This is a genomic window from Streptomyces sp. NRRL F-5755, from assembly GCF_001279365.1.
Taxonomy (GTDB): domain Bacteria; phylum Actinomycetota; class Actinomycetes; order Streptomycetales; family Streptomycetaceae; genus Streptomyces; species Streptomyces rimosus.
In genome coordinates this window covers 1-12,217 of sequence record NZ_LGCW01000272.1, presented here as the reverse complement: position 1 = coordinate 12,217, position 12,217 = coordinate 1, and the positions used below count along the sequence as shown (strand labels likewise).

Genomic DNA, 12,217 nt, shown 5'->3' with positions numbered 1-12,217 from the left:
GTGGCGTGAAGGGCGTCTTGTGTTGCGCCCCTCACCGTTCGACCCTGACGCTTCCTGTTGCCTTACGTTCGGAGCTGTCTCATGAACGTACGTCGCATCAACCGCCGGTCCTTCCTCGCCACCGGCGCCGCGCTGGCCGGGTGGGCCGCGTTCGCCGCACAGAAACGAGCCTTCGCCGCCTCCGTCCCTTCGGTCGCCTTCGGCGAGGAGTGGGACGCCGCACCGCGGATCTTCCAGGTCAACCGCGAACCGGCCCGCGCCCGCCTGATCCCGTACGGCGACACCAGGGCCGCACGGGCCGGGACGTTCCGCGCGTCCCCGTACTACCGCTCCCTCAACGGCAGTTGGCGCTTCCACTGGTCCAGGAATCCCGACGAGCGGCCCCGCGACTTCTTCGCGCCCCCGTACGACGACAGCGGCTGGGACCGCATCACCGTGCCGTCCAACTGGGAGATCGAGGGCTATCCGGAGCCGATCTACCTCAACGTGAAGTACCCGTGGATCGGGTACGAGGACCCGCAGCCGCCGCACGTCCCGCACGGCTTCAACCCGGTCGGCTCCTACCGGCGCGCCTTCACCGTCCCCGGCAGCTGGGACGGCCGCCGGACCCTGCTCTCCTTCCAGGGCGTGAAGTCCGCGTTCTTCGTGTGGGTCAACGGCGAGCGGGTCGGCTACAGCGAGGACAGCTACACCCCGGCCGAGTTCGACATCACCGAGCGGCTGCGGCCCGGTACGAACGTGCTGGCCGTCGAGGTCTACCGATGGTCCGACGGCAGCTGGCTGGAGGACCAGGACATGATCGACCTGTCCGGGATCTTCCGCGATGTGTACCTGTACTCCATCGCCCCGGTACACCTCCAGGACCTGCACGTACGTACCGCTCTGGACGCCGCGCACCGCGACGCGGAGCTGACCGTGGCCGCGACCGTACGCAACCGGGGCGGGGCGGCGGCGGGCGCGCACCGGCTCAGAGCGGAGCTGTACGACGAGCGGGGGCGGCCCGCGCTGCCCGCGCCGCTGACCGCCGAGGTCCGCTTCGGCGACGGGCCCGAGGCCACGGTCGAGCCGAAGGCCACCGTCCGCGCCCCGCGCCTGTGGTCCGCCGAGACCCCGTACCTCTACACGCTCGTGCTGACCCTCACCGACCCGGCGGGCCGCACCGTGGACGTGCAGAGCAGCCGGGTGGGCTTCCGGTCCGTCGCGTACGGGCCCGGCACGCTCACCGTCAACGGGCAGCCGGTCGTCTTCCGCGGCGTCAACCGGCACGAGACCGACCCCGACCACGGGCAGGCCGTCCCCGAGGAGCGCATGCTCCAGGACATCCGCATCATGAAGCAGCACAACATCAACGCCGTCCGCACCTCCCACTACCCGGCCGATCCGCGCTGGCTGGAACTGTGCGACGAGTACGGCCTGTACGTCGTCGGCGAGGCCAACCTGGAGTCGCACGGGGTCCGCGACCGGCTGCCCGGGAGCCTGCCGGAGTGGACCGACGCCTGTCTGGACCGGATGCGGTCGATGGTCGAGCGGGACAAGAACCATCCGTCCGTCGTGGTCTGGTCGCTGGGCAACGAGGCGGGCCAGGGCAGCACGTTCCGCACCATGGCGGACTGGACGCACCGCCGCGACCCGTCCCGGCCGGTGCACTACGAGGGCATGAACGCGGTCGCCGACATCGAGAGCCGGATGTACGCCAAGCCGGACGAGGTCGAGCGCTACGGGAAGTCCGGCAACCCCAAGCCGTTCCTCCTGTGCGAATACGCGCACTCCATGGGCAACAGCACCGGCAACTTCCAGGAGTACTGGGACGTCTTCGAGCGCTATCCGAACCTGCACGGCGGCTTCATCTGGGACTTCGTCGACCAGGCCATCCGCCTGCCCGTCCCCGGCGACCCGAAGCGCACATACCTCTCCTACGGCGGCGACTGGCATCCCGGCTACCCGACCGACTGGAACTTCAGCTGCAACGGCATCGTCTCTGCCGACCGCGTGCTGCACCCGGCCATCCACGAGGTCAAGAAGGTCTACCAGGCCGTCCGGACGGCCGCCGCCGACCTCGCCGCCGGCACGGTACGGATCACCAACCGGCAGCTGTTCCTGGGCCTCGACGGCTACGAGCTGCGCTGGGAGGTCACCCGCGACGGCGAGCGGATCGAGCACGGCACGCTGCCCGCGCCCCAGGCCGCGCCCGGCCAGGAGACGACCGTACGGATTCCCTTCACCCGGCCCGAGCGGCCCGCGCCCGGAGCCGAGTACTGGCTCAACCTCACCTTCGTACTGCGCCACGCGACCTCCTGGGCGGACGCGGGCCACAGCATCGCCGCCGAACAGCTCGCGCTGCCCTGGCGCGCCCCCGCGCCCGCCGAGCCCTCCCCCGCCGGACTGCCGCCGCTCCGCCTCACCGAGTCTGACCGGGCGGTCACCGTCACCGGGCGCGACCTCGAACTCGTCCTGGACAAGGCGAGCGGCACCCTGTCGGCCTACCGCCACCGCGGGCGGGCGCTGCTGGCCGCCGGGCCGGTGCCCAACTTCTGGCGCGGGCCCACGGACAACGACATCGGCCGCGACGCGCACCAGTCGCTGCGCACCTGGCGCGAGGCGGGCGCCCGGCGCACCGTGACACGGGTGAAGACCGCGCAGCCGTCCGCCGCCGAGGTGACCGTCGAGGTCACGGCCACGCTGCCCACATGGCCCTCCGCCTCCCGCTGGAACACCGTCTTCACCGTGCGCGGTGACGGCGAGGTACGGGTGCGGCACACGCTCACGCCGGGCCGCCGGCTGCCCGACCTGCCGATGGTGGGCGCGCTGCTGACCGTACCGGCCGGGCTGGAGACCCTGAGCTGGTACGGGCGGGGGCCGCACGAGAACTACTGGGACCGGCGCACGGCGGCGTTCGTCGGCCGCTACCGCAGCAGCGTAGACGCCCAGTTCGGCCCGTACGTCCGGCCGCAGCAGACCGGCAACGTGACCGATGTGCGCAGCGCCTCGCTGACCGGCCGCGACGGTACGGGGCTGATCGTGCGCGCGGAGCCGGGCGACGGCGCGCCGCTGCTGGAGCTGAGCGCCCTGCACTACGCGCCGTCCGACCTGGAGAGCGAGCGGCACGAGCATCCGTACCAGCTGAAGCGGCGCCCGGAGACGGTGCTCGGCGTCAACCACCGGCAGATGGGCGTCGGCGGGAACGACTCGTGGGGCGCGCCGCCGCTGGACACGTACCTGCTGCGTGCCGACCGGCCCTACAGCTACGCGTACCGGCTGCGGCCCGCCTGAGGCGGTGAGTCCACTGCCCCCGCTCCGGCCCGGCGGGGGCACCTACTCGTACATGACGTACTCGGGCTGCGGGCGCAGGGCCAGCACTTCCTGGTGGGTCATCAGGCGGCTGCCCTTGGGGTCTTCCTCGTAGAAGAGCTTGAAGCCGGTGTGCATCCCCCGGGGCATGTTTCTGACCAGGTGGTTCCAGGTCTCCCGCTTCAGGCCCGGCGAGCCGATGCCGTCGGCGCACTTGACGGCGGCGACGCCGGGCTGCGGCCGGAACGCGTGCTGGTCGCGGACCACCGAGGAGGCCACCTGGTGGAAGATGAAGGGCTTCTCCGGCAGGTCGTGCTCACGGACCAGGCCGGAGAGGTAGCGGGCGATCTCGGTGAGTTCGCGGCCGTCGGTGCTCCCGTAGGTGTCGCCGGGCTTCTCGCCGGGGCCCATCTCCCACTCGGGGTCCAGGGCGATGCCCACGTCCGGGTGCACCAGCCATTCGCGCAGCGCCTTGACCTCGCCCAGAGCCGGGGCGCGGCCCGGCTGGATGTTCAGGAGCAGCAGCGCGCGGTGCTTGCGCGCGGCCGCGTGGAAGCGGCGGACGGTGTCGGCGTCGGTACGGGAACGGTAGGTGCCGTCGGAACCCGCCTCCGCGTTGGCGACCGTGGCCAGCAGTTCCAGGACGGGCAGCGGTTCGCGGTCGCCGGCGTAGGTGTGGGCGAGCTTCTCGATCTCCCGGGCGCGCTCGTCCAGGTCGCCGGTGCCGAGGCGGCCGAGGGCCGCGAATCCGGGCAGGCCGCAGAAGCCGGCGAGTTGGTATCGGGGGAACAGCTGCCGGCCGCCGCGCGGCAGCTGGGGGCGCTTCTTGGCGGGCTTGCGCGAGGGGCCGGGCGTGGCCGCGCCGGTACGGAGCGGTGCCGCGCCGGGCGGTGACGCGTCGCCGTCCGCCTTCCCCGCGCAGGCGGTGAGGAGGCCGAGGCCGGCCGCCGCGGTGGCGGCCAGGACGCCGCGGCGGCCCGGCCCGCGCGTCAGGTGCCCGCCCGGGCCCGTGGTGCCGGCGGGTGCGCGGGCCGCCCGCCGGGCCGCCGGGTGCCCGTCGTCCGCCGTGGGCCGGCCGGGAGCGCTGTCGACCACGTCGCCTCCGAGTGTGCGTAGGGGTGGGTGCTGTGGGGTGAGGTGGTTGCGTCGTGCACCTTGCCGGGTGTGATCGAGTGAAACTCCGCTCGGCACGCTGTCTGCCCTATCACGATCAAGATTGCGCCAACTTCGACCGGCCGGGCCGCACCGCACTCTCACCCGCTCGCCACCCCCGGCTCCCGCCTTCGGCCGCAGGGTGACCCTGGCGTGGGTAGGCATCCGGTGCGTACGCAGCCCGGGGGGCTGGGTGGCCGGGCGCCCGCTCAGCAGACTCGTGATCACCGCATCCGCGGAAGGATTCACGGCAGAAAGCGAGCGACCGTCATGCACGACACCACCGGGTGGCAGGCCGGCTGGAGCACCGCCGTCCAGCGCCCCAGCAGCGGCTTCGACAAGAACTGGGCCGAGGAGGGATTCGCCGACCAGACGGTGCGTCAGGTCGTCCGGGTCACCGGCTCCGGCACCGCGGCCCGCGTGAAGCTCTCCAACCGCTACGGCACGGCTCCTCTGGAGGTCACCGGCGCCGCTCTCGCCCGTACGGACCGGGGCGCGGCCGTCCAGGCGGGAACCACCCGCCGCCTGACCTTCGCGGGCGCCGGAACCGCCCGTGTCCCCGCAGGCGGCGAGATCTGGAGCGACGCGGCCGAGCTGCCCGTGGCCCCCTTCGACCACCTGACGGTGAGCCTGTACTTCGCGCGGCCGACCGGCCCCGCAACCTTCCACGCCCAGGCGTTCACCACCGCCTACCGCGCCGCGGGCGACCAGCTGACCGCCGCGGACCCGGCGGTCTTCACCGAGACCACGGTCTCCTGGTACTTCCTCGCCGACGTGGAACTGGCCGGCGGCCCGGCCCGCCGGGACACCGTGGTGACGTTCGGCGACTCGATCACCGACGGGTTCTCCTCCACCACCGACACCGACCGCCGCTACCCGGACGCGCTCGCCGAGCGCCTGACGGAGGCCGGCCTGGCACGCCCGGTGCTCAACGCCGGAATCGGCGGCAACCTGCTGCTCAGCGACGCGCCCTGGTTCGGCGAACGGGCCGGCGCGCGCTTTCGGCGGGACGTTCTCGACAAGCCCGGGGTACGGACCGCCATCGTGCTCGTCGGCCTCAACGACATCGGCTTCAGCGAGGTGGACCCGGCCGCGTACCCGACGTACCGGCCGAACCCGGACCAGCCCGCCGAAGCGCTCATCGCCGGCTACCGCGACCTGATCACCCAGGCCCACACGGCCGGAGTACGGGTCATCGGCGGCACGGTCCTGCCCTTCGAGGGCGCCGAGTACCACACCCCCGTCTCGGAGGCCAAGCGTCAGGAGATCAACGCGTGGATACGCGACTCGGGCGCCTTCGACGCGGTGGCCGACTTCGCCACGGCCCTCGCCGACCCGTCGAACCCGTACGCCCTCCTGCCCGCGTACGACAGCGGCGATCGCAAGCACCCGAATGACGCGGGGTACCGGGCGATGGCGGGGGCGGTGGACCTGGGAGCGCTGTGAGCGCTCGTGCCGTCCTACAGGCGCTCGACGACCCGGAACCGTTCCGTTACGAGCAGCGTGTCGTCGTCCACCCTGAATCCCGGGTCGCCCAGGGCCTCGCGCATTTCCGGACTGTGCCAGAAGGTCTCGTGGTCGGCCCGCCAGTCGGCCAGTGTCTCGTGGCCCTCGCCCTCGTCCACGGCGTGTCGCAGGTCCACGTCGGCCAGGCGTAGCACCCGTACTTCCGTCACCTCGATGACGGCCACGGGTCGGCCGTCGGAGGCGGGGACCTGATAGCGCTCGCCTGCCTGCGGGAGAGGGTCGCCCGCGTGTTCGTAGTCGGCCAGCAGGCCCGTGGTGGTGGTTTTGGCGCCGGAGAGGACGGCGGCCACCAGCCGGTCCCGCAGGGGGCCCGGGAAGGCGAATTCGAAGGGCGGCAGCGGCTCTTGTTGAGTCATGGGGGTCAGGGGCGGGCGGTGCGGGCCGTGTGGAGGGCCCAGGCCACCATCGGGAGTTGGAGCGGGAGGCGGCCGTAGGCGATGGCCCTGAGGGGCGCGGGGCGGTGACGCCAGTCGCGGGCCATCTTGATGTTGGCGGGGAAGACGGCGGCGAACAGGCCGGCGGCGGCCAGCGCGCCGGCCCGGCGGGTGCGCGGCAGGGCCACCGCGGCGGCGACCGCCAGTTCCGCGGCGCCGCTGGCGTACGTCCAGGTGCGCGGGGAGCCGGGCAGCGCGCGCGGCACGATCGCGTCGAACGGCCTGGGGGCGAGGAAGTGGAGCGCCCCCATGCCGCCGAGCATCCGGGCCATCGTCAGAGCGGAACGGTCGGTGGTGCGGTCGGCGGCTGCCACGGGCGCTCCTGGGGTCGGTCCGGCGCGGTCGGAGCCGACCTTACCCATGCGTCAGATCGGCGGACAGGGGCTGATCACCGTTGGGGACGAGGTGTGCGTCACGCCGTACCAGGGCCGCGTACCGGCCGTCGGCGGCGAGGAGTTCACCGTGGGTGCCGCGTTCGGCGATGCGTCCCGCGTCGAGGACGACGATCTGGTCGGCGTCGCGGACGGTGGACAGGCGGTGCGCGATGGTGATCGTCGTACGGCCCTTGGAGAGTGCGTCCATCGCCTGCTGCACCGCGTGCTCCGTACGGGTGTCCAGCGCGCTGGTGGCCTCGTCGAGGACGAGGACGGGCGGGTCGCGCAGGATCGTCCGGGCGATGGCGAGCCGCTGCTTCTCGCCGCCGGAGAAGCGGTGGCCGCGCTCGCCCACAAGGGTCTCGTAGCCGTCCGGCAGGGCCGCGATGTGGTCGTGGATCTGGGCCGCGCGGGCGGCGGCCTCCAGTTCGTCGTCGGTGGCGTCCGGCTTGGCGAAGCGGAGGTTGTCGGCGACCGAGGCGTGGAAGAGGTAGGTCTCCTGGGAGACCACGCCGACCGCGCGGGCGAGGGAGTCGAAGTCCAGGTCGCGTACGTCGACGCCGTCCAGGGTGACGCGGCCCGCCGTCACGTCGTACAGACGCGGCACCAGGTAGCTGAGGGTGCTCTTGCCGCTGCCGGTCGCGCCGACGACGGCGAGGCTGGTGCCGGCCGGGACGGTCAGGTCGATGTCGCGCAGGGTCGCCGGAGCGGGCCCGGCGCCGGGCTCGGGGCTGTCGTACGCGAACGTCACGTCCTCGAAGCGGATCTCGCCGCGCGGCTCGGCCAGGCGTACCGGGCGGGCCGGTTCGGTGATGGTCACCGGCAGGTCGAGGTATTCGAAGATGCGCTGGAAGAGCGCGATCGAGGTCTGCATCTGCACGCCGGTGGACAGCAGCGAGACGGTGGGGCGCAGCAGGCCCTGCTGGAGCGTGACGAAGGCGACGAGGGTGCCGAGGGAGAACTGCGGGCCGCCGATCTGGAGGACGAGTCCGGCCGACCAGTAGATGAGGGCGGGCATGGCGGCCATGACGATGCCGATGGTGGCCATCCGCCAGCGGCCGGCCATGTTGGCGCGGACCTCCAGGCCGACCAGCCGCTCGGACTCGGTGGCGAAGTTCTTGGTGAGCGAGTCGGCGCGGCCCATGGTGCGGCCGAGCAGGATGCCGCTGACCGACAGCGATTCGGTGACCATGGCGGACATCGCGGCCATCTGCTTCTGCCGCGCGGTGGTGATCTTCTTGCGTTCGTTGCCGACCCGGCGGCTGATCCAGACGAAGAGCGGGAGCAGCAGCAGGGAGACCAGGGTCAGCCGCCAGTCGAGGGCGATCATGGCGACGATGGTGGCGACGACCGAGGTGAGGTTGGAGACCAGGGAGGTCGCGGTGGAGGTGACGGTGGCCTGCATGCCGCCGATGTCGTTGGCGATGCGGGACTGCACCTCGCCGGTGCGGGTGCGGGTGAAGAACGCCAGCGGCATGCGCTGGAGCTTGGCGTAGACGGCGGTGCGCAGGTCGTGCATGACGCGCTGGCCGACGGTGGTCGAGATCAGCGTCTGCAGGACGCCGAAGACGCTGGTCAGCACGGCGGTGGTGATCATGCCGGCGGCGAGCAGGGTCAGCAGGCCGGTACGGCGTCCGGGGATCGCCACGTCCAGGACGGCGCGGAGCAGGAACGGGGAGGCGACCGAGACCAGCGAGGAGGCGGCCACCAGCAGGCCCACCGTGGCCAGCCGGCCGCGGTAGGGGCGGAAGAGGGCGAGGATGCGCCGCACCTGGGCCGGCTGGGCCGGGTCCCGGGGCGGCGGCGTCCACTCGGGTACGTCGGGGCGCATGGGCTCCTTCGGAGGCGGTACGGGAACAAGGTGCCGCCGAGCATAGTTCATTGTTACCTATACTCACAATGAACCTGGTCCTGATATCCTCCGGCCATGTCCTCCCCCGACCCGGCCCCCACCGATCCCGACCTGGCGGAGCAGCTGGTGCGGCTCACCCGCCGGATGCACCGCGCGCAGCAGCGGCACATGGAAGACCTCGACATCGCCCTGACCCCCGCGCAGACCCGGCTGCTGCGCATCGTGGACCACTACCGCGACCAGGCGCCCCGGATGGCCGACCTGGCCGCGCGCCTGGAGGTCGTGCCACGGGCGGTGACCACGCTGGTCGACGCGCTGGAGGCGAAGGACGCGGTACGCCGGGTGCCCGACCCCGCCAACCGCCGGGTCGTACGGATCGAGCTGACCGACACCGGCCGTTCGACGCTGCGCGCGTTGCGCGGCGCGCGCCGGGCCGCCGCACGGGACATCCTGGCACCACTGACCGCCGAAGAGCGGGAAGTGCTCGGCGGCCTGTTGTCCACCCTCGTCGACGGGGCGGCCACCCGCTGCTGAAACACTGGCCCGGGTGGCCGCTCCGGACGCCGGACCGGCCGCCCGAGCGAGCCGAGCGGACCGGAGGTACGTCGTCATGCCCCTGCTGGAACCGAAGCCGGAGGCCCTGCGGCCGGCCGCCACCGAAGGCCCGTACCACGACCGGGTGACGGACCGGCAGGCGTCCGGCACCCCGGAGCGGCTGCGCGACGAGCTGACGGCGCTGCTCGGCCCGGACAAGGTGCTGCACCACGTCTCCGACCTGGTCCGGTACGCCTCCGACGCGAGCCCGTACCGCTTCGTGCCGCAGGTCGTCGTGCTGGCCGAGGACATCGACGACGTCTCCGCGGTCTTCTCCTACGCGCACGGCAAGGGGCGCAGCGTCGTCTTCCGGGCCGCCGGGACCTCGCTCAACGGGCAGGCGCAGGGCGAGGACATCCTCGTGGACGTGCGCCGGCACTGGGCGGGCGTCGAGGTGCTGGACGGCGGCGCCCGCGCCCGTATCCGGCCCGGCACCACGGTCGTACGGGCCAACGCCGCGCTCGCCCGGCACGGCCGGCTGCTCGGCCCGGACCCGGCCAGCGCCATCGCCTGCACGCTGGGCGGCGTGGTGGCCAACAATGCGTCCGGCATGACGGCGGGCACCACCCGCAACTCCTACCGGACGCTGGCCTCGGTCACCCTCGTCCTGCCCTCCGGGACCATCGTGGACACCGGCGACCCGGCCGCCGACGAGGAACTGGCGCACGCCGAGCCCGAGCTGTGCCGCGGGCTGCTGGCGCTGAAGGCGGAGATCGAGGCGGACCCGGAGCTGATGGCCCGGATCCGCGCCAAGTACGAGATCAAGAACACCAACGGCTACCGGCTGGACGCCTTTCTGGACGGCGCCACCCCCGCCGAGATCCTGCGCGGGCTGGCGGTGGGCTCCGAGGGCACCCTCGCCTTCATCGCGGAGACCGTCTTCGAGACGCTGCCGCTGGACCGGTACACCTCCACCGCCCTGCTGTTCTTCCCGACGCTGAGCGCCGCCGCTGCGGCCGTGCCGCTGTTCAACGAGGCGGGTGCGATCGCCGTCGAGCTGATGGACGGCAACACGCTGCGCGCCTCGGTGAGCGTGTCCGGCGTACCGGCCGACTGGGCGGAGCTGCCGAAGACGACCACCGCGCTGCTGGTCGAGTTCCGCGCGCCCGACGAGGCGGCGCGCGAGGCCCAGGAGGAGGCCGCGCGCAAGGTGCTGGCGGGCCTGGAGCTGGTCGCCCCGGTCGCGTCCGTCACCAACGAGTTCACCCGCGATCCCGCGGTCATCGCCGGGTACTGGAAGGCCCGCAAGGCGTTCGTCACCGCGGTCGGCGGCTCCCGCCCGTCCGGTACGACGCTGATCACCGAGGACTTCGCCGTACCGCCGTCCCGGCTCGCCGAAGCCTGCACGGCGCTGCTCGAACTCCAGGACCGGCACGGCTTCGACGCGGCGGTCGCGGGCCACGCCGCCCACGGCAACCTGCACTTCCTGCTCGCCTTCGACGCCGCCCGGCCCGCGGACGTGGAGCGCTACGCCGCCTTCATGGACGAGTTCTGCGCGCTGACCGTCGAGCGCTTCGACGGCTCGCTGAAGGCCGAGCACGCCACCGGCCGCAACATCGCGCCGTTCCTGGAACTGGAGTGGGGCCCGCGCGCCACGGAACTGATGTGGCGGATCAAGCGGACCGTGGACCCGCACGGCATCCTGGCCCCGCGCGTCCTGCTCGACCGCGACCCGAAGGCCCATCTGCGCGGCCTGAAGACCATTCCGCAGGTCGAGGCGATCGCCGACCCCTGCATCGAGTGCGGCTTCTGCGAACCGACCTGCCCCAGCCAGGACCTCACCACGACGCCGCGTCAGCGCATCGTGCTGCGCCGCGAGATGATGCGCCAGGCCCCGGCGTCGCCGGTCACCGGCGCCCTGCTGGACGCGTACGGCTACGACGCGGTGGACACCTGCGCGGGCGACTCCACCTGCAAGCTGGCCTGCCCGGTCGGCATCGACACCGGCGTGATGATGAAGGAGTTCCGGCACCGGCGCCACTCCCCCGCCGAGGAACGCGCCGCGGCGCTGACGGCCCGGCACTTCAAGGCGGTGGAACGGTCGGCGCGGCTGGCGGTGGCCGCCGCCGCGAAGATCGGCGACCGGATCGGCGAGGGGCGCGCCGACCGGCTGCTGAAGTCCCTGACGGGCGCGGCGCGCAAGGCGGTACGGCCCGATCTCGTACCGGAATGGCTGCCGCAGATCCCCGGCGCCGCGGCCCGCGGACTGCCCGCCACCCGGCGGGTGGGAGCCGCCGCGGTCTACTACCCGGCCTGCGTGAACCGCATCTTCGGGGAACCGGACGGCTTCGACGGGCCCTCCCTGCCCGAGGCCGTCGTGGCGGTGTCGGCGCGCGCGGGCAAGCCGGTGTGGATCCCCTCCGACGTGCAGGGCACCTGCTGCGCCACCGTCTGGCACTCCAAGGGCTACGACGAGGGCAACGCGGTGATGGCCAACCGCATCGTGGAAGCGGCCTGGGGCTGGACCGCGGGCGGGCGGCTGCCGCTGGTCGTGGACGCGTCCTCGTGCACGCTGGGCATCGCCCACGAGGTCGTGCCGTACCTGACCCCCGACAACCGGGAACTGCACGCCGAACTGACCGTCGTGGACTCGGTGGTCTGGGCGGCCGAGGAACTGCTGCCGCACCTGGAGATCCACCGTACGATCGGCTCCGCCGTGCTCCACCCGACGTGCTCCATGCGGCACCTGGGCGACGAGGTGCAGCTGCGCGCCGTCGCCGAGGCGTGCGCGAGGGAAGTGGTCGTCCCCGACGACGCGGGCTGCTGCGCCTTCGCCGGCGACCGCGGCATGCTGCACAAGGAACTCACCGAGGCCGCGACCGCCAAGGAGGCCGCCGAGGTGACGTCCCGCCACTTCGACGCGCACCTGTCCGCGAACCGGATGTGCGAGGTGGGCATGGACCACGCCACGAACGGCCGGGGATACCACTCGGTTCTGCTGGCGTTGGAGGGGGCTACTCGGGTGGGGAGGTGAGGGGCTGAGTGGGGGCGTGGTG

Annotated in this window: 8 protein-coding genes; 4 read left to right on the top strand and 4 right to left on the bottom strand. The window is 72.8% G+C overall.

Annotation, left to right across the window (positions count from 1 at the left end; all coding sequences use genetic code 11):
* Positions 1 to 81: 81 nt before the first annotated feature.
* Positions 82 to 3,270 carry a glycoside hydrolase family 2 TIM barrel-domain containing protein gene (locus ADK86_RS25400; protein ID WP_053698662.1) on the top strand — a complete coding sequence of 1,063 codons (3,189 nt, stop codon included), beginning with the start codon at positions 82 to 84 and terminating at the stop codon, positions 3,268 to 3,270.
* 42 nt (positions 3,271 to 3,312) lie between these two features.
* Here the strand turns inward: ADK86_RS25400 and ADK86_RS25395 are convergent, their stop codons facing one another.
* Entirely contained in the window at positions 3,313 to 4,383 is a 1,071-nt protein-coding gene (locus ADK86_RS25395) for a hypothetical protein (protein ID WP_234346026.1), read from the bottom strand.
* 327 nt (positions 4,384 to 4,710) lie between these two features.
* On the opposite strand from ADK86_RS25395, the gene ADK86_RS25390 reads away from it, so the two are divergent.
* The gene (locus ADK86_RS25390; RefSeq protein WP_053698661.1) at positions 4,711 to 5,886 is read left to right on the top strand and encodes an SGNH/GDSL hydrolase family protein; all 1,176 of its coding nucleotides are present in this window, start codon (positions 4,711 to 4,713) and stop codon (positions 5,884 to 5,886) included.
* 14 nt (positions 5,887 to 5,900) lie between these two features.
* On the opposite strand, the gene ADK86_RS25385 is transcribed toward ADK86_RS25390, so the two are convergent.
* From ADK86_RS25385 to ADK86_RS25375, 3 genes are all read right to left on the bottom strand, one after another.
* Positions 5,901 to 6,323, bottom strand: a complete 423-nt coding sequence (locus ADK86_RS25385; RefSeq protein ID WP_053698660.1) for an ASCH domain-containing protein — start codon at positions 6,321 to 6,323, stop codon at positions 5,901 to 5,903.
* 5 nt (positions 6,324 to 6,328) lie between these two features.
* Positions 6,329 to 6,673, bottom strand: a complete 345-nt coding sequence (locus ADK86_RS25380; RefSeq protein ID WP_053698683.1) for a hypothetical protein — start codon at positions 6,671 to 6,673, stop codon at positions 6,329 to 6,331.
* Positions 6,674 to 6,755: 82 nt separating this feature from the next.
* Positions 6,756 to 8,606, bottom strand: a complete 1,851-nt coding sequence (locus tag ADK86_RS25375; RefSeq protein ID WP_053698659.1) for an ABC transporter ATP-binding protein — start codon at positions 8,604 to 8,606, stop codon at positions 6,756 to 6,758.
* 96 nt (positions 8,607 to 8,702) lie between these two features.
* On the opposite strand from ADK86_RS25375, the gene ADK86_RS25370 reads away from it, so the two are divergent.
* Positions 8,703 to 9,161, top strand: a complete 459-nt coding sequence (locus ADK86_RS25370; RefSeq protein WP_053698658.1) for a MarR family winged helix-turn-helix transcriptional regulator — start codon at positions 8,703 to 8,705, stop codon at positions 9,159 to 9,161.
* Positions 9,162 to 9,237: 76 nt separating this feature from the next.
* Complete coding sequence (locus ADK86_RS25365) at positions 9,238 to 12,195, top strand: FAD-binding and (Fe-S)-binding domain-containing protein (RefSeq protein WP_053698657.1); 2,958 nt, start codon at positions 9,238 to 9,240, stop codon at positions 12,193 to 12,195.
* Positions 12,196 to 12,217: the final 22 nt, after the last annotated feature.

What these genes read in the sequence shown, in the direction of transcription:
- ADK86_RS25385 (WP_053698660.1), bottom strand. Translation starts at nt 6,323, where the DNA reads ATGACTCAACAAGAGCCGCTGCCGCCCTTCGAATTCGCCTTCCCGGGC.
- ADK86_RS25370 (WP_053698658.1), top strand. Translation starts at nt 8,703, where the DNA reads ATGTCCTCCCCCGACCCGGCCCCCACCGATCCCGACCTGGCGGAGCAG.
- ADK86_RS25375 (WP_053698659.1), bottom strand. Translation starts at nt 8,606, where the DNA reads ATGCGCCCCGACGTACCCGAGTGGACGCCGCCGCCCCGGGACCCGGCC.
- ADK86_RS25390 (WP_053698661.1), top strand. Translation starts at nt 4,711, where the DNA reads ATGCACGACACCACCGGGTGGCAGGCCGGCTGGAGCACCGCCGTCCAG.
- ADK86_RS25365 (WP_053698657.1), top strand. Translation starts at nt 9,238, where the DNA reads ATGCCCCTGCTGGAACCGAAGCCGGAGGCCCTGCGGCCGGCCGCCACC.
- ADK86_RS25380 (WP_053698683.1), bottom strand. Translation starts at nt 6,673, where the DNA reads ATGGCCCGGATGCTCGGCGGCATGGGGGCGCTCCACTTCCTCGCCCCC.
- ADK86_RS25400 (WP_053698662.1), top strand. Translation starts at nt 82, where the DNA reads ATGAACGTACGTCGCATCAACCGCCGGTCCTTCCTCGCCACCGGCGCC.